Genomic DNA, 16,725 nt, shown 5'->3' with positions numbered 1-16,725 from the left:
AAAGGTACGGCCGCCGCTTGCAAGCCACTTTCAACTAGCCGAAGAAGACCTCGGCCTCGGAGTAACGCCCGACCGGCACGGTCTTGAGCTCGGCCGTGGCCTCGTCGAGGCCGACGCGGACGATGTCGGTGCCGCGCAGGGCGACCATCTTGCCGTAGTCGCCCTCGTGGGCCGCGTCGATGGCCTGCAGCCCGAACCTGGTGGCCAGCACCCGGTCGTACGCCGTGGGGGTGCCACCGCGCTGGATGTGGCCGAGCACCGTGGTGCGGGCCTCCTTGCCGGTGCGCTTCTCGATCTCCTTGGCCAGCACCTCACCGATGCCGCCCAGCCGGACGTGGCCGAACGCGTCCAGTTCGCCCGCCTGCAGCTCCATCTGGCCCTCGATGGGGTGGGCGCCCTCGGCGACCACGATGATCGGCGAGTAGCGCGTGCGGAAGCGGGACTCGACGTATTCGCAGACCCGGTCGATGTCGAACGGCTTCTCGGGGATGAGGATCACGTTGGCGCCGCCCGCCATGCCCGCGTGCAGCGCGATCCAGCCGGCGTGCCGGCCCATGACCTCGCAGATGAGCGCCCGGTGGTGGGACTCGGCGGTGGTGTGGAGGCGGTCGATGGCCTCCACCGCGATGTTGACGGCAGTGTCGAAGCCGAAGGTGTAGTCGGTGCCCGACAGGTCGTTGTCGATCGTCTTGGGCACGCCCACGACGTTGACGTCGCGGTCGTAGAGCTGCTTGGCGACGCCGAGGGTGTCCTCGCCGCCGATGGCGATCAGCGCGTCCACGCCGCCGGAGGCCAGGTTCTCCTTGATCCGGTCGACGCCGCCCTCGATCTTGATGGGATTCGTCCGGGAGGAGCCCAGGATGGTCCCGCCGCGCGGGAGGATGCCGCGCACGGCCTGGATGTCGAGCGGCATCGTGTCGCCCTCCAGGGGACCGCGCCAGCCGTCGCGGAAGCCGACGAACTCGTGGCCGTAGACGCTCACCCCCTTACGGACCACTGCCCTGATCACGGCGTTGAGCCCGGGGCAGTCGCCGCCCCCTGTCAGCACACCAATACGCATGGGGTTCCTCCCGATGGGGTTCACGAACCGGAACCTTCAGTGTTAGGACCTCTGTATTCAGACTCGCATTCTGCCCGCCTCCGTGGGCAGTGGTCTAGACCAAACGCCAGGTCCGCGAACGAAACCCGCCGTAGGAGTGAAATTCGTGAGTGTGTTGGCCATTGACGCCGGGACAACAGGGGTCACTGCGCTCGTTGTCACAGAAAACGGGCAGATCGCAGCCAAGGGGTACGAGGAGTTCGCCCAGCATTTCCCCGAGCCGGGCTGGGTGGAGCACAACCCCGAGGACATCTGGCAGGCCACGCTGTCGGCCTGCGCCGCCGCCCTGCGCGCCGCCGGCGACCGGCCGTCCTGCGTGGGCATCACCAACCAGCGCGAGACCGCGGTGTTGTGGGACCGGCGCACGCTGGCCGCGCCGCGCCGGGCGATCGTCTGGCAGGACCGCCGCACGGCCGGCATCTGCGAGCGGCTGCGCTCGGCCGGGCACGAGCCACGCGTGTCCGAGCTGACCGGGCTGCGCCTCGACCCCTACTTCACGGCCACGAAGCTGACCTGGCTGGCCGAGCACGACCCGCGGGCGTGGGCGGGCGTCGAGTCCGGAAATGTGGCCGTGGGGACGGTGGATTCCTACCTGATCGCCAGGCTCACCGCGGGTGCGCGGCACGTGACCGACCCGTCCAACGCCTCGCGCACCCTCCTGTACGGCCTGCGGTCCGGCGGCTGGGAGCCCGAGCTGTGCGAGCTGTTCGGGGTGCCCGGGGAGGCGCTGCCGGAGATCGTGCCGAACCACGGGCCGCTCGGGTCCACGGACCCGTCGGCGTTCCTGGGGCTGGAGCTGCCGATCAGCGGCGTGGCGGGCGACCAGCAGGCGGCGCTGTTCGGGCAGACGTGCTTCGACGTGGGCGATGTGAAGTGCACCTACGGCACGGGCTCGTTCGTGCTGACCAACACCGGCGGCGAGATCGTCCGCTCCCAGTCGGGGCTGCTGACCACGGTGGCCTGGCAGGAGCCGTCGGGGGCGCGGACGTTCGCACTGGAGGGGTCGATCTTCGTGACCGGCGCGGCCGTGCAGTGGCTGCGCGACGGGCTCGGGCTGATCGGGACGGCGCCTGAGTCGGAGGCCGTGGCGCGCACCGTGCCCGACAGCGGCGGCGTGGTCTTCGTGCCCGCGCTGACAGGGCTTGGGGCGCCGCACTGGGATCCGCAGGCGCGCGGGCTGATCACCGGCATCACCCGCGGCACGACGCGGGCGCACCTGGTCAGGGCGACGCTGGAGGCGATCGCGTACGAGGTGCGGGACGTGGTCGAGGTGATGACCGGGGGCACGGTGCCGGTGCTCAAGGCCGACGGCGGGGCCAGCGCCAACGACCTGCTCATGCAGGTCCAGGCCGACCAGCTGGGCGCGGCCGTGGAGCGGCCGGTGATCCAGGAGACGACGGCGCTGGGCGCGGCCTTCCTGGCCGGGCTGGGGTCCGGGGTGTGGGCGTCGAAGACGGAGCTGCGCAAGACGTGGCAGCTGGAGCGGCGCTTCGAGCCGGGCGAGCGCGACGACGCGGCCTACGAACGGTGGCGCGCGGCCGTGCGGCTGGCGTCCGCCCGGCCCTGACGCCTACCCGATCAGCACGCAGGCCGGGCTCTCCACCTCGTACGCCTCGCCGGCCGGCTCGGGGATCCCGTCACGCAGCGCGAAGACGGTCACGGTGTTGGAGAACTGGTTGGCCACGTACATGCGGTCGCCGTCGATGGCGAAGTGCCGGGGCCAGTCGCCGCCGGAGGGCACCTCGGCCACCGGCGACAGGTCGGCGGCGCGCAGGACCGTGATCGTGTTGGGACCGCGGTTGGCCACGTAGACCAGGTCGCCGTCGAGCTGCAGGTGGGAGGGGAAGTTCTGGCCCTCCTGGCGGGAGGCCGGGGCGGTCGTGCGCCGGTCGCCGTCGATGAGGGTGACGGTGGCGGCCAGCTCGCCCGCGACGTACAGGCGGTCTCCGGCGAAGGCGAAGTGGCGCGGGCCCGTGCCGGGGGCCAGCACGATCGGCTCCAGCGGCGTGCCGTCGTAGCGGTAACGGCGGATCTCGTCGGTGCCCAGGTCGGAGACGTGCAGGAGACCGTCGTGGAAGACGGCCTGATGGGCGTGCGGACCCTCCTGGCGCTCGGCGTCGGGCCCCGAGCCCTTGTGGCGCAGCACGATCGGGTCGCCCTCGAACGCGCCCCGCGCGTCGAGCCGGTAGAGGATCGCCGTGCCGTCCATGTAGTTGGCCGCGGCGAGCAGGCGGCCGGTGGGATCCACGGCCACGTGGCAGGGGCTGTGGCCCTCGCTGGGCCGCTCGTCCAGCGGCTCGAGCCCGTCGCGGGCGTCGTAGGCGGTCAGCCAGCCGCGCTCGAGCTCGCCGGCGGCGTACAGCACCGGCAGGGAGGGGTGGGCGGTCAGGAACGAGGGCGCGGCGACTCGGGTGAGGTCGCCGCCGATGGTGACGATGCCCGGGCCGTATCCGCCGATGCGCAGTTGCTTCACAGGGGCGATCCTCTCATGGTTGACTGGAGCAATGAGTTCGTTGACAGAAGCAAGGGTCTCCGAGGTCCGGGCCTTCAACCGGTTCTATACGAAGGTCATCGGGGTGCTCCAGGCGGGGATGCTGGACTCGCCGTACTCGCTGACCGAGGTGAGGGTGCTGTTCGAGCTCGCGCACGCCGAGCGGCTGGAGACCGGCGAGCTGCGCGCCCTGCTCGACCTGGACGCGGGTTACCTCAGCAGGATCCTGGCCCGCTTCGAGGGCGACGGGCTGGTCGAGCGCGAGCGGTCCGCGACCGACGCGCGCAAGCAGCTCGTACGCCTGACGCCCGCGGGCACGAGCACCTTCGCCGAGCTCGACCGGCGCTCGGCCGGCGAGATCGAGCGGCTGCTGTCCCGGCTGCCGGACGCGGACCAGGAGCGGCTGGTCGCCGGCATGGCGGCGATCCGCGGGCTGCTGGCCGCGCAGCCCGCGCGGGAGCCGTACGTGATCAGGCCTCCGCGCACCGGGGACCTGGGCTGGGTCGTCTACCGGCACGGCGAGCTCTACAGCCGCGAGTACGGCTGGGGGACGGCGTTCGAGCAGACCGTCGCCAAGATCGTCGGCGATCTCGACTTCTCCAAGGACGCCGGGTGGATCGCCGAGGTCGGCGGAGAGCGCGCCGGGTGCGTGTTCTACGTGCGCGAGGACGAGGTGACGGCCAAGCTGCGGATGCTGCTGGTCGAGCCCTCCGCGCGCGGCATGGGCATCGGGCGCCGGCTGGTGGAGGAGTGCCTGCGGCACGCGAAGGCGGAGGGCTGCAAGCGGATCACGCTGTGGACGCGCGGCAGCCTGGTGAGCGCGCGGCGCATCTACCAGGCAGCCGGATTCGAGCTGGTGTCGGAGGAGAAGGGGGCGGAGAACGGGATCGAGCTCACCGAGCAGTGGTGGGCACGCGATCTCTAGGACGCGGCCACCAGTTGAGCGGACCCGCCAGCCGCATCAGGCTCGGCACCAGCACCGCCCTGATCACGGTCGCGTCCACGAGCACGGCCACCGCCATGCCGACGCCCAGCATCTGCACGAACATCACCTCGGCGGTGGCGTACGCGGCGAAGGTGAGGGCCAGGATGCCGCCGGCCGCCGTGATCAAGGGTGCGCCCCGCTGCAGGCCGGCGGCCACCGCCTGTTCGGTGTCGCCGGTCCTGTCGTACTCCTCTTTGATGCGCGACAGCAGGAACACCTCGTAGTCCATCGACAGGCCGTAGGCCACGCAGAGCATGAGGATCGGGATGCTCGCGTCCAGCGTGCCGGTCGCGGTGAAGCCGAGCAGGCCGGACAGGTTGCCGTCCTGGAAGATCCAGACGAGGGCGCCGAACATGACGCCGAGGCTGAGGACGTTCAGCAGGGTCGCCTTGAGCGGGATGATCAGACTCCTGGTCATGAGGAACAACACCAGGAACGTCACGCCCAGCATGAGAGCCAGCACCAGCGGCAGCCGGTCCACGACCGAGGCGCGGTAGTCGGCCAGCTCGGCCGGATAGCCGCCGACCAGGACCTCGAACGGCGGCTCCACTGAGCGCACGGTCTCGACGAGCCGTACGGGGTCGTCGGCCAGGGCCGCGGCGGACGGGACCACCGACAGCCACGTGCCCTCCCCGCGGAACCTGGCCGGATCGCCGTCGCCGACGCGCCGCCCGTCGGCGTACGAGCCGGCGGCGGAGTCGACCTGGGCGACGCCCTGGAGCCTGGACAGGGCCGTGGCGTACGGCGCGGCCTCGGCCGTCACGGGACCTCGGGAGACCAGCTGGATGGCATCGGTCTCCTCGGCGGGGAACGACTGGCGAACGACCTCCTGGGTCTGCCGGGAGGACGCCTCCAGGGGCAGGACGCGGTCGTCGGCCACACCGAAGCGCAGGCCCAGGAACGGCGAGGCGAGCACCAGCAGCAGCGCGGTGGCCAGGCCGCCGGCCACCAGTGGCCGTCGCATCACCCGGGTGGCCATCCCGTGCCAGAACCCCCAATCGCGCTCCGGCCTCTCCGGCCTCTTGGGCAGCATCGTGCCGCCGGCGGTGGCGAGCACGGAGGGCAGCACCAGGACCGCCGCGACCAGGCCGCCGATGACGACGGCGATGCCCGCGTACGCGAAGGAGCGCAGGAAGTCGAACGGCAGCACGAACAGCACGGCCAGCGACGTGGCCACGGTGAGCCCGCTGAACAGAACGGTCCGGCCCGCGTGCTCCACCGCGCCCGCCACCGCAGCCGCCCGGTCCTTGCCGGCCCGCGTCTCCTCGCGGAAGCGCTGGATCACGAACAGGCAGTAGTCGATGCCGAGGCCGAGCCCCATGGCCAGGGTCAGGTTCAGGGCGAACGTGGAGATGTCGGCGAACGCCAGGGCGCCGTTCAGCAGCGCCAGCCCGATCACCATCGCGAAGAGCCCGGCCAGGATCGGCACCAGGGCCGCCATGGCGCGCCGCTGGTAGAGCCAGAGCAGCCCGAACGCCATCGGGAAGATGATCAGCTCCGCCCGGACGAAGTCCTGCCGGGACAGCGGCACGGTCTCCCTGAAGACCTCCTCCCCTCCCCCGGCCCGCACCTGGAGCAGGTCCGTGCCCCGGGAGATGTCGGGGACGAGCCTGGGCAACACCTGGGCACGCACGTGGTCGGCGTCGCCGGGGATGCGGACCACGATCAGCGCGTGCCTGCCGTCCTCGCTGCGCATCGTGGCCGGCTTGCCGCGGGTCCAGTAGGAGGCGGCCTCGGCGACGTCGCCGGCGCGGGCGATCCGCGCGGTGAGCTCCCTGCCCGCGGCCTCGACGGCCGGCTCGTCCACCGTGCCGGTCCGCGCGGTCACCAGGAAGATCATGTCGGGGCTTCCCGTGCCGAACCGCTCGGCGAGCGCGGCCTGCGCCCGGTCGGACTCCGAACCCGGCGCCTCGAACCTCGACAGCGACAGCCTCGGCACCGCGCCCGCCGCGAGCGCCCCGGCGGCGACCAGGGCGAGCAGGGCCAGGGCGAGGACGAGCCGGCGGCGGCGTACCAGGAGGAAACCGAGCCTGCGCAGCGGCGGGCCGGTCGTCGTCTCGTGGACGGGCCTGGCCCGGGTGTTGACGGTCATCGGACTCCCCGATCAAAACTCGGTAAACTACTCGTGTTTGCCTTCCCGGAACAGAAATACAAGTAAATGCTCGCATTTGTCAACGAGGTGACCCATGGCTGAACGCACGGTCCGCCGGCAGGCGCGCGGCCTGAAGCGCATGGCGGAGATCCTCGACGCCGCCGAACTCGTGATCGCCGAAATCGGCTACCCGGACATGACGACCAACCAGGTGGCCGCGCGGGCGGGGATGTCGCCGGGGTCGCTCTACCAGTTCTTCCGCAACAAGGAGGAGATCCTGGACGGGCTGGTGTCCCGCTACACCGACGACCGCCGGCAGTTCTGGGCCATGAAGCTGGCGGAGGTCACGCCGGACGTCCCGGTGGAGGTGCTGGTCGGACAGCTCGTGGACGAGAGCGTGCGGTTCAAGAGCCGGTCACCGGCCTACTGGTCGCTGCTCTACGGCTCCGCCACGGGCGACCGCTTCGCCGCGGCCTCGCAGCGGCTGCACGAGGACATCTCCCGGCAGCTCACGGCCATGCTGCGCCGCCTCCGGCCCGAGTTGCCGGAGGAGCGGGCCGAGCTCATGGGCACGATGACGCTGGCCATGGTGAAGACCGTGATGCCGATGATCACCACCGCCACGTCCGAGCGGAGCGCCGAGCTGGTGGACGAGCTGAAGCTCGTGCTCGTCCGCTATCTCGGCTAGGCGCGGAAGGGGCCGCTCACCTCGAACGTGTGACCCTCCGTGCGGCCACGCCTGGCCGAGAAGTAGAGCCGGTCGCCGCGCGGCGAGAACGCCAGCCCGGTCAGCTCGGCCCCCGCGTGCCCCTCCAGCCTGAGGAACGGCGTGACCGCCCGGTCAGGCGCGATGACGTCGATCTGCGTCGTCTCCCTGGCCACGTAGAGGTCGCCGGACGGCGCCGCGGTGATCGCCCGCACGCCCTCGCACAGCCGGTCGAGCGTGGAGGTCTGCGCGTCGTACGCCCACAGGCCGGTGCCGCCCTTGGTGGTGAAGTAGCAGACCCCGCCCGCGTAGTGGCAGGCGTCGCCGCCGTCGAAGCGGCGGGCGTCCTCGACCTGGTGGCGGGTCTCCTGCAGCAACGCGGCCGGCGACGGCACCACCCGCCAGCGGCCGGAGACGCACAGCACCTCCAGCGTGCCCTCGGTCAGGTCGCCCCAGTCGCCCGGCCGGAACCGGTAGAAGCAGCCGTCGGGCTCGTCCTCGGTCATGTAGACCACGCCGCGCTCGGGGTCGCAGGCGGCCGCCTCGTGTTTGAAGCGCCCCATGGCCAGGCGGGGCCGGGCGGCGCGGGCGCCGTAGGGGTCGCACTCGAAGACGCGGCCGCGGTGGCCGAGCTCGCACGACAGCCAGGTGTGCCACGGCGTGGCGCCGCCGGCGCAGTTGAGATCCGTGCCCGACAGGATGCGGTAGGCGTCGCCGATGCCGCCGTCGGCGCGGAAGCGCAGCGCGGACGCGCCGCCGAGCAGGGGCAGCTCGGAGTTGGACACGTAGATCCAGCCGTCGCCGTCGGGGAAGCAGGCGCCGCCGTCGGGCGCCGCGTGCCAGGTGAGCCCGGCGACCTTCTGGCCGGAGCGGGCCACGACCCGCCCGGTGAACCCCGAGGGCAGCGCGAGACCGTCGGCGCCCGGCAGGCCGAGCGGCCCGTACGGGCTGGCGCCGCCCGGCAAGAGCGGGCCCGTGCGGAGGAGAGTCTTGTGGGACATCGTGGGGCCTCCCTCTAGGTGCCACGCTAGTCGACCGCACCGACATGAATGGCAGGGACTCGCGACATCAAACTCTGCGCAAACCCCGTGGGCGCTCCTCGCCTCCGCCGGTCGCCGGTGACGCCGCGTGCGCGCTAGCGGAGGCAGGCGAACCAGCGGCCCGCCTCCTCATGACGGTCGGTGACCGTGAAGCCGCTCGCGCGGGCCACGGCGGGGGCGTCGGAGGCCGAGACGCCGGCCCAGCGGAACCAGGCGCCGGTGACGGCACCGTGGCGGAGCCGTACACGTTCGGTCGTGCTCGGTGTGCCCGGCGGGGCCAGCTCCGCGATCACCTCGCCGCCCGGGCGTACCAGCTCGCGCATCCTGCGCAGCAGGGCCACGGGGTCGCCGCCGATGCCGATGTTGCCGTCCGCCAGCAGCGCCGTCGCCCAGCGGCCGGCGCCCGGCACCCGGCCGAACACGTCCCGGCACAGGGCCAGGCCGCCCGCCTGCCGGGTCAGCCGTACGGCGTGCGGGGTCACGTCGATGCCGAGCGCCGCCACGCCCCTCTTCGTGAGGGCGACCGTCAGCCGTCCGGGGCCGGAGCCGACGTCCAGGGTGGGGCCCGCGCAGCGCGACAGCATGGCCTCGTCCCCGTCGATGGGCTCCAGCCAGCGCATGGCGTCGAGAGGGCGGCGGCGGCCGTCCTCGTACTCGATGTCGATCTCGGCTCCGGACAGCGACTCCGCGTAGAGATGTCCGATCACCTGGCGGCTCCGGCGCCGAGGCGGGCCAGGGTGGCGGCGAAGCGGGTGTGCGGCGCTTGCCCGGCGACCTCGCGGGCGTCGGCGGCGTCGTCCACGTCGGTGAGCAGCGGCATCGTGGCCACGGAGAGCCCGCGCAGGCGGCGTAGCTGGGCGGCGCCCGTGCCGGCGGTGGACATGGGCACGCCGAGGAGCAGCGCGGGGTCGGGGCGGCGCAGTCCGAGCAGCCAGAAGCCGCCGTCGGCGGCGGGGCCGAACACGGCGTCGTGCGCCTGGAGCGCGGTGGCCGCACGGGTCAGCAGGGCGGGGGTGAGCTGCGGCGTGTCCATGCCGACGAGCAGGACGGGGAGCCGGCGGCGGGCGTACACGTCCTCGAAGGCCCAGGCCAGTCGCTCGTCCAGGCCGCCGCCGCGCTGCGCGATCATCTCGAACCCGGCCGGGGCCACGCCGGGCACGGGGTCGTCGATCACCAGCACGCGGGCGGCCGCGGGGGTGGCGGCGACGGCGTCCAGGGTGTCGCGGAGTGCGTCGGCGGCCAGCTCGGCCGCCTCCTCCCGGGTGTACGGCGGCGTGAGGCGCGTCTTCACCCGGCCGGGGCGGGGCCGTTTGGCGAGCACGATGATCTGCGTGCGGTTGTCCATACCCCGGCACGCTAGATCCACAAGAGATGATCACCTCTTACGTGCCGCTTACGGCATGGCGGAACAGGGGTTCGCGGGCATGAGAAAGCCCGGGCCGTCCGCACGGCTCCGGGCTCCGTCGGCGCGCGGCCTGCCGGCGCCCGCCATTCTCGTCAGCGCTGGGCCTGGAACATCCAGTGCTGCTTGTCGATGTCCTGGGCCACGGCGATGAGCAGGTCCTGGCTCACCTTGTCGGCCTCGTCGGTGGCCTCGATGCGCTCGTACATGCGCTTGCTGATGCTGTCCAGAATGTCCGTCATCGTCGCGACGACCTTGCCGTCCTCCAGCCAGCCGCTCTCCGGCTGCGCGAGCTTGGTGGACTTGGCGATCGTGGCGGCGCGGCCGTCCGGGTTGGCGCCGAGGGCGACCGAGCGCTCGGCGATGGTGTCCATGTGCCTGCGGGCGAGCTCGGTGACCTCGTCGAGCTGGAGGTGGATCGGCCGGAAGTGGGAGCCGATGAGGTTCCAGTGCGCCTGCTTGGCGATCAGCGACAGGTCGACGAGATCGACCAGGGTGCTCTGCAGGACGTCCGCGACCTTGTTCCTGGCGTCTCCGGACAGCGGACCGGTAATCGTGGCCATGTCGTACTTTCCTCCCCGCTTGTCGGATTTATCCATCTATTTACAACTCAATCCCCGTGCCCAATCTTCCGGCCCCCTAACGTTGACAGTGTAATAGTGACAGTGTCATTGTGGAGGCATGAGCGACACCTGGACGATCGGCGAGCTGGCCGAGCACGCGGCCCGGGCGCTGCGTGCCGGCGCCCCGCCGGCCAACGGCCGGGTCCGCGACGTGCCCGGAGAGCGGCTGATCAGGTGGTATACGACGATCGGCCTCGTCGACCCGCCCCTGACCCGGCGCGGCCGCGTCGCCCGGTACGGGCGGCGGCACCTGCTGCAACTGGTGGCCATCAAGCGACTGCAGGCGGCGGGGCTGTCGATCGCCGAGATCCAGGCGGCCCTGGCGGGCGCCACGGACCGGATGCTGGAGGACGCGGCCGATGCGGCCGTTGCGGCGGACCCGGCGGGCACGGCCGGCCACCCGGAGACCGCGGCCACGCTCGACGCGCCGTATGGCGAGGGACAGCGGGGAAGCCCGCCCGCGCAGGACGACCGCACGGCGCCGGGCGATCTCGCGAGACCAGGTGGTCATGCGCGGCCGGGCGGCATCGGCGACCTGGCGGCATCGGACGGTCATGCGCGCGAGCGCTTCTGGGCCCAGCGACCCGGCACGGATGCCGGGCATCACGCCGCCGGGTCGGCGGCGGACGCCCGGGCAGCCGAACGCGTCCGAGGCGCCGCGACGCCCCACGACGGCACAGCTGGTCCGGCGGACGGGCGGGCGGCACCCGTCACGCGCGACGGGCACGCCGGGCCGCGGGGAGAGCGGGGCGACGCCGGTGCACTGGTCGCGGGTGTCAGGTTGGGTGATGGGGTGAGGCTCGTGTTGGACGTGGGGCGGACTCCGTCCGAAGCGGATGTTCATGCGGTGCTGGCGGCGGCAGGGCCGCTGCTCGCGGTGCTCGAAGATAGGGGACTGATATGAAGATCACTTCGCTGGAGCCCGCGCGGTGCCTGCCGGTGCCGGACGCCGGGTTCGGCGCGCTGCTGACCGAGCGCGGCAACCTGCCGCTGGAGAGCGTGGACGTGACAGCCGGCATCTCGGGGCTGATCGCCGGGGTCGAGGTCACACAGGGGTTCAGGAACCCGTTCGACGTCACGCTTGAGGCCACGTACGTCTTCCCGCTGCCCGACCGCGCGGCGGTGACCGGCTTCCGGATGGAAGCCGACGACCGGGTGATCGAGGGCGTGCTCAAGGAGCGCGCCCAGGCCAGGGCCGACTACGACCGGGCGCTGCGCGAGGGGAAGCGGGCGGCGATCGCCGAGGAGGACCGGCCGGACGTGTTCACGATCAGGGTGGGCAACATCCTGCCCGGTGAGCACGTATCGGTCCGGCTGACGATGAGCCAGCCGCTGCCGTACGAGGACGGCGCGGCCATGTTCCGGTTCCCGCTGGTGGTGGCGCCGCGCTACATCCCGGGCACCCCGATCGACGGCTCACCCGCGGGCGACGGCGTCGCGCCGGACACCGACGCCGTCCCGGACGCGTCCAGGATCAGCCCGCCCGTCCTGCTGCCCGGCTTCCCCAACCCGGTACGCCTGTCGCTCGCCGCGACCGTCGACGCCGCCGGGCTGGAGCTGCGCGAGCTGGCCTCCAGTCTGCACGTGGTCGAGGAGGAGGGCGCCACGGTGCGCCTGCGGCCGGGCGAACGGCTCGACCGGGACTTCATCCTGCGCATGTCGTACGAGACGTCCACGTCGTTGCAGCTCGACGGCCCGGCCGAGCAAGGGGGCACGTTCGCGCTCACCGTCGTGCCCCCGCCGCTGGAGTCCACGCGCACGCCGCGTGACCTGGTGCTGCTGCTCGACCGGTCGGGCAGCATGGGCGGCTGGAAGATGGTGGCCGCCCGCCGGGCCGCCGCGCGCATCGTCGACACGCTGACGCCGCAGGACCGGTTCGCGGTGCTGACGTTCGACTCAGTGGTGGAGCGGGCGTTCGAGGGGCTTGTGGAGGCGTCGGACCGCAACCGGTACCGCGCCGTCGAGCACCTCGCCCGGGTGGACGCCCGCGGCGGCACCGAACTGCTGGAGCCGCTGCGCCAGGCCGTCGCGCTCCTGGGCGCCCAGGCCGAGCGGGAGCGGGTCGTGGTCCTGGTCACCGACGGCCAGGTGGGCAACGAGGACCAGATCCTGGAGCAGGCGGGCGGCGCGCTGTCGGCCATGCGCGTGCACACGGTCGGCATCGACCGCGCTGTGAACGCCGGCTTCCTCGGGCGGCTCGCCGGGCTCGGCGCGGGCCGCTGCGAGCTGGTCGAGTCGGAGGACCGGCTCGACGCCGCCATGGACCACATCCACCGCAGGATCGGCGCGCCCCTGGTGACCGGCCTGTCGCTCAAGGGCCTGGAGGTCGAGCCGGACACGGTGACCCATCTCGGCTCGATCTTCCCCGGCGTGCCGCTGCGCGTGTACGGCCGCTACCGCGAGGGCTCCTCGCTGACCGTGCACGGCATGACCGCCGGCGGGCCGTGGGAGGAGCAGGTCACGGGCGTGACGGTGGACAATCCGGCCATCCGCGCCGTCTGGGCCCGCGCGCACCTGCGGGAGCTGGAGGACCGGTACGCCATGGGCGAGCACGACCTGGAGTCGCGCATCGTGCGCACGTCGCTGGACAACGGCGTGCTCTGCCGCTTCACGGCGTACGTGGCGGTCGACACCCGGAAGGTCGCGGAGGGCGGCCCCGAGCACCGCGTCATCCAGCCGGTGGAGCCGCCCAGCGGCTGGGAGCCGCCGCGGAGCCAGCCGATGATGGGCGGCGGATTCACGGCGCACGCGGCGCTGATGGCCTCGCCGGCGGCCGCACCGAGGATGCGGCCGCCGCAGTCCGGGTTCGGGGCGGCCGAGATGGAGCAGGGATTCGTGGCCGGTGCCGACCAGGGATTCGTCGCGGGCGGCGGGGCACCGGATGTCACCGGTCAGCAGCCGCCGATGCCCGCCCCCGGGGCTCCTGCCGGTGGCCCGCGCGGCCGTGGCCGCCCGGGCATGCCGCGGTTCGGGCCCGGCCCGCGGCCCGCGCACCGGCTGGAGTCGGTGAGGCCGCAGCTGGTGGCCGAGCTGGACCGGCTCAAGGCGCTGCCCGCGCCCGACCTGCTGTACCTGGCCGACCTGGGCTCGCGCCTGGGGGCGCTCACGGAGTACCTGGGCGGGAACGAGCAACTGGCGGCGCTGGCCCGGGAGCTGGAGGCGGCCGAGCTGCCGGGGGCGGACGCCCAGGCCCTGCACAACCGCGCCATCGAGGTCCTCACGGCCTTGATCGGCGGTTCTCCGGGACATGAGGGCCGGCCGGGTGATGGCCGCCCCGGCCCTGGCGGGCTCCCCGGCGGCGGTCCTTCTTCCGGCGGCGGCCGTCGCGGCCCCTTCTGGAAGCGCACGTGACGTCCGTCCGGAGATCCGGCTGAAACCCGCGGCTCCCCGCCCGCCCGCTCGGCGGAGGGCGGGGCCGCCGGCCCCGGGCCGGCGGTTCACTGCGCGGTGGCGGGGTTCCTGCGAACAGGCAGGCCACCGCGCAGTGGAGAGAGCAGTCCCCGTGGGTCACATGATCGTGATCCACTCCTTCAGCAGCACGATCTCGTAGCCGTTCACCTCCGTGTACGGGTCCCGCCGCAGGATCTCCCTCACCTCGGCCTCGTCCGCCACCTCGTAGACGTGCAGCGCCCCGCTGTCGTCCGCCCACGGCCCGGCGGTCACCAGCCGCCCCTCCTCCTTGAGCCGCCGCAGGTGGTCCCGGTGCGCGGGCCGGGCCGCCAGCCGCCGCGGGTCTCCATCGAAGGCCAGGTGCACCACGTATCTCGCCATGCCCGGCACGCTAGGGCGCGACAGGCGCGGGACTCAGCATCGCGGGGCACCGGCGGGGTGTATATCGGGATACATGACGTACACGCTGGCCGACCTGCCGATGTTCGGCGAGCTCGGCGAGGAGCGGCTGCGCGGGCTGGCGGCGCTGGCGCGGCGCCGCAGCTACCCGGCCGGGCAGGTGCTGTGCACCGAGGGCGACCCGGCCGATCAGCTGATCGTGCTGCTCGACGGCCGGGTGAAGGCCGGGCGGGTGAGCGCGGAGGGCCGGGAAGTGGTGCTGGCCGTGGAGGCGGCGCCGGTGGCGTTCGACAAGACGGCCCTCCTGGTGGACGGCCCGCATCGGGCCACGCGGACGGCCATGACGCCGGTGGAGGTCGCCTACCTGCCGCGCGCGACCGTGCTGGAGCTGGTCGCCGGCGAGCCGTCGGTCGCGGCGCGGCTGCTGCGTACGCTGGCCGCGACCGTACGCGACCTCGACGACCGGCTCACCGACGCGACGGTGCGGGACGTGCCCGCGCGGGTGGCCACCTGGCTGGTGCGCCGGTGCGCCGGCGGCCGGGTGCCGCTCCACGCCGGCCAGGCCGGGCTGGGCGCCGAGATCGGCGCGACGAGGGTGAGCGTCAACCGCGCCCTGCGCTCGTTCGAACGCCGCGGGATGATCGAGATCGGCGCCGGGGAGGTGATCGTCTTGGACCGTCCCGCCCTCGCCCGGCTGGCCGCCATCTGACCAAGACCGGATGCGGACGCGCGGCTGTCCGAGCCGGTCAGCGTGTTCTATCGTCACTGAGCATGGCGACCTCTCGCGCCCCGCTCCGCTTCGTCGAAGCGGTGTCCTCCACCGTTGCCGAGAGCCGCAGAGCCGGCTTCTTCTTCGACTTCGACGGCACGATCGCGCCGATCATGCGGGACCCCGGCGCGGTGTTCCCCGTGGCGGGCGCGGTGGAGCGGCTGCGGGCGCTGGCGGGCCTGGTGGGCAGGGTCGCCGTGGTGTCGGCCCGCCCGGCCGCGTTCCTGCGCGACAGGTTCTCGGGCGTTCCCCAGGTGCGCCTGTTCGGCCTGTACGGCATGCAGACCGTCGTCGACGGCCAGGTACGCACCGACGCGGAGGCCGAGCCGTGGGCCCCGGTCATCCGCCGCCTGGCCGCTGACGCCGCCCGCGACCTGCCCGGCGAGGTCCTGGTCGAGGACAAGGCGCTGCTGGTGGCGCTGCACTACCGCGCGGCTCCGGCGTTGCGCGGCGCGGTGGAGCGGTGGGCCAGCGCCAAGGCGGCGGAGCTGGGCCTGCGCGAGCAGCACGGCCGCATGGTGGTCGAGCTGCGGCCGCCGGTGGAGGGCGACAAGGGCACGGTCATCTCCCGCGAGACCGAGACGCTGACCCGTGCCTGGTATTTCGGCGACGATCTCTCCGACGGCCGGGCGTTCGACGCGTTGCGCTGCCGCGAGGAGCGGGATCCGGCGTTCATGGGCGTCAGGGTCGCGGTGGCCAACGGCGAGACCGGCGACGAGCTGGCGCGCCGGGCGGACTTCACGGTGGACTCCCCCGAGGACACACCGGTCCTGCTCGACCAGGTGATCAGCGCCTTCCCCGGCCACCCTCCGATGGCTCTTACCCTTGATGGGTGACCACACTTGTCCTGGACGGCGGCCTGTCCACCCATCTCGAACGGCTCGGCGCCGACCTCAGCGACGACCTCTGGTCGGCGCGGCTGCTGCTGGAGCGGCCGGAGCTGATCCGGCAGGCGCATGCCGACTACTTCACGGCCGGGGCCGACGTGGCCACGACCGCCAGCTACCAGGCCACGCTCCAGGGCTTCATGCGGCGCGGGCTGGACGCGGCGGAGGCCGAGTCCCTGATCAGGCTGTCGGTGCGGCTGGCCGGGCAGGCGCGGGACGAGGCCGGCCGCGGTCTGGTGGCCGCCTCCGTGGGCCCGTACGGCGCCTACCTCGCCAACGGCGCCGAGTACACCGGCGACTACGATCTCGACGAGGACGGCCTGTACGCCTGGCACCTGCCACGCTGGGAGATCCTCGCCTCGGCCGGCGCCGACCTGCTGGCCTGCGAGACGATCCCGTCCTACCCGGAGGCGCGGGCCCTGGCCCGGCTGCTGGAGCGCACGCCGGGGGTCAAGGCGTGGGTGAGCTTCTCCTGCCGGGACGGCGAGCGGCTCAACGACGGCACGCCGATCCGCGAGGCGGCGGCGCTGTTCGGAGGGAACCCGAAGGTGGTGGCCGTCGGCGCCAACTGCACCGCGCCGAGCCACCTCCCGTCGCTGATCGGGCACCTGGCCGACGGGCTGCCCGTCGTGGTCTACCCGAACTCGGGCGAGACCTGGGACGCCGGGCACCGCCGCTGGCTGGGGCTGGCCGATCCGCTGGAGTTCGGGCAGGCGGCCAAGGAGTGGCAGCGGGCGGGCGCGTCGCTGATCGGCGGCTGCTGCCGTACGACGCCGGAGCACATCACGCAGATCCGCGCCCACGTGTCCTGACCCCCACTCCTGCACGAGCAGCCCGCCGCC

At 73.0% G+C, this 16,725-nt stretch carries 16 protein-coding genes; 8 read left to right on the top strand and 8 right to left on the bottom strand.

Annotated features, from left to right (window positions below; translation table 11 throughout):
• Window positions 1-34: 34 nt before the first annotated feature.
• On the bottom strand, window positions 35-1,060 hold the full coding sequence (locus ACIBX3_RS17910) for a 6-phosphofructokinase (protein ID WP_397118138.1): 1,026 nt from the start codon (window positions 1,058-1,060) through the stop codon (window positions 35-37).
• Window positions 1,061-1,205: 145 nt separating this feature from the next.
• Here ACIBX3_RS17910 and glpK point away from each other — a divergent pair, with 145 nt between their 5' ends.
• Complete coding sequence (gene glpK, locus ACIBX3_RS17905; protein ID WP_397118136.1) at window positions 1,206-2,666, top strand: glycerol kinase GlpK; 1,461 nt, start codon at window positions 1,206-1,208, stop codon at window positions 2,664-2,666.
• A 3-nt stretch (window positions 2,667-2,669) separates the two neighbouring features.
• Here the strand turns inward: glpK and ACIBX3_RS17900 are convergent, their stop codons facing one another.
• On the bottom strand, window positions 2,670-3,572 hold the full coding sequence (locus ACIBX3_RS17900) for a lactonase family protein (RefSeq protein ID WP_397118134.1): 903 nt from the start codon (window positions 3,570-3,572) through the stop codon (window positions 2,670-2,672).
• Window positions 3,573-3,603: 31 nt separating this feature from the next.
• Between ACIBX3_RS17900 and ACIBX3_RS17895 the strand changes: the two genes are divergently transcribed.
• A complete protein-coding gene (locus ACIBX3_RS17895) occupies window positions 3,604-4,515 on the top strand; it encodes a GNAT family N-acetyltransferase (RefSeq protein ID WP_397118132.1) in 912 nt (303 codons plus the stop codon).
• On the opposite strand, the gene ACIBX3_RS17890 is transcribed toward ACIBX3_RS17895, so the two are convergent.
• Entirely contained in the window at window positions 4,484-6,667 is a 2,184-nt protein-coding gene (locus tag ACIBX3_RS17890; RefSeq protein WP_397118130.1) for an MMPL family transporter, read from the bottom strand. The two genes, ACIBX3_RS17895 and ACIBX3_RS17890, sit on opposite strands and share 32 nt — an antisense overlap.
• Before the next feature lie 94 nt (window positions 6,668-6,761).
• On the opposite strand from ACIBX3_RS17890, the gene ACIBX3_RS17885 reads away from it, so the two are divergent.
• Window positions 6,762-7,355: a TetR/AcrR family transcriptional regulator gene (locus ACIBX3_RS17885; RefSeq protein ID WP_397118128.1), complete on the top strand. Its 594-nt coding sequence runs from the start codon at window positions 6,762-6,764 to the stop codon at window positions 7,353-7,355.
• On the opposite strand, the gene ACIBX3_RS17880 is transcribed toward ACIBX3_RS17885, so the two are convergent.
• The 4 genes from ACIBX3_RS17880 to ACIBX3_RS17865 form a co-directional block, all read right to left on the bottom strand.
• Window positions 7,352-8,374 (bottom strand): alkaline phosphatase PhoX, encoded by a 1,023-nt coding sequence (locus tag ACIBX3_RS17880; RefSeq protein WP_397118126.1) that lies wholly within the window; start codon window positions 8,372-8,374, stop codon window positions 7,352-7,354. The two genes, ACIBX3_RS17885 and ACIBX3_RS17880, sit on opposite strands and share 4 nt — an antisense overlap.
• A 134-nt stretch (window positions 8,375-8,508) precedes the next feature.
• Window positions 8,509-9,120 carry a methyltransferase domain-containing protein gene (locus ACIBX3_RS17875; protein ID WP_397118124.1) on the bottom strand — a complete coding sequence of 204 codons (612 nt, stop codon included), beginning with the start codon at window positions 9,118-9,120 and terminating at the stop codon, window positions 8,509-8,511.
• Entirely contained in the window at window positions 9,117-9,758 is a 642-nt protein-coding gene (locus ACIBX3_RS17870) for a TIGR04282 family arsenosugar biosynthesis glycosyltransferase (RefSeq protein WP_397118122.1), read from the bottom strand. The genes ACIBX3_RS17875 and ACIBX3_RS17870 overlap by 4 nt, the downstream gene beginning before the upstream one ends.
• 152 nt (window positions 9,759-9,910) lie before the next feature.
• On the bottom strand, window positions 9,911-10,378 hold the full coding sequence (locus ACIBX3_RS17865) for a Dps family protein (RefSeq protein ID WP_397118120.1): 468 nt from the start codon (window positions 10,376-10,378) through the stop codon (window positions 9,911-9,913).
• Window positions 10,379-10,496: 118 nt separating this feature from the next.
• Between ACIBX3_RS17865 and ACIBX3_RS17860 the strand changes: the two genes are divergently transcribed.
• Together ACIBX3_RS17860 and ACIBX3_RS17855 are read left to right on the top strand one after the other, a co-directional pair.
• Window positions 10,497-11,342 carry a helix-turn-helix domain-containing protein gene (locus ACIBX3_RS17860; RefSeq protein ID WP_397118118.1) on the top strand — a complete coding sequence of 282 codons (846 nt, stop codon included), beginning with the start codon at window positions 10,497-10,499 and terminating at the stop codon, window positions 11,340-11,342.
• Window positions 11,339-13,789, top strand: coding sequence for a VIT domain-containing protein (locus tag ACIBX3_RS17855; RefSeq protein ID WP_397118116.1), 2,451 nt, complete (start codon window positions 11,339-11,341; stop codon window positions 13,787-13,789). The genes ACIBX3_RS17860 and ACIBX3_RS17855 overlap by 4 nt, the downstream gene beginning before the upstream one ends.
• Window positions 13,790-13,945: 156 nt before the next feature.
• On the opposite strand, the gene ACIBX3_RS17850 is transcribed toward ACIBX3_RS17855, so the two are convergent.
• Window positions 13,946-14,209 carry a YciI family protein gene (locus ACIBX3_RS17850; protein ID WP_397118114.1) on the bottom strand — a complete coding sequence of 88 codons (264 nt, stop codon included), beginning with the start codon at window positions 14,207-14,209 and terminating at the stop codon, window positions 13,946-13,948.
• Window positions 14,210-14,282: 73 nt separating this feature from the next.
• On the opposite strand from ACIBX3_RS17850, the gene ACIBX3_RS17845 reads away from it, so the two are divergent.
• The 3 genes from ACIBX3_RS17845 (at window position 14,283) to mmuM (ending at window position 16,695) form a co-directional block, all read left to right on the top strand.
• On the top strand, window positions 14,283-14,936 hold the full coding sequence (locus ACIBX3_RS17845; RefSeq protein ID WP_397118112.1) for a Crp/Fnr family transcriptional regulator: 654 nt from the start codon (window positions 14,283-14,285) through the stop codon (window positions 14,934-14,936).
• A 62-nt stretch (window positions 14,937-14,998) separates the two neighbouring features.
• Entirely contained in the window at window positions 14,999-15,832 is an 834-nt protein-coding gene (gene otsB, locus ACIBX3_RS17840; RefSeq protein WP_397118110.1) for a trehalose-phosphatase, read from the top strand.
• Window positions 15,829-16,695 (top strand): homocysteine S-methyltransferase, encoded by an 867-nt coding sequence (gene mmuM, locus ACIBX3_RS17835; RefSeq protein WP_397118108.1) that lies wholly within the window; start codon window positions 15,829-15,831, stop codon window positions 16,693-16,695. Before otsB ends, mmuM begins: the two co-directional genes overlap by 4 nt.
• Window positions 16,696-16,725 lie beyond the last annotated feature (30 nt).

This window comes from Nonomuraea sp. NPDC049480 (assembly GCF_044465905.1).
In the GTDB taxonomy this organism is placed as follows: domain Bacteria; phylum Actinomycetota; class Actinomycetes; order Streptosporangiales; family Streptosporangiaceae; genus Nonomuraea.
This window is presented reverse-complemented; position numbering and strand designations above follow the sequence as displayed.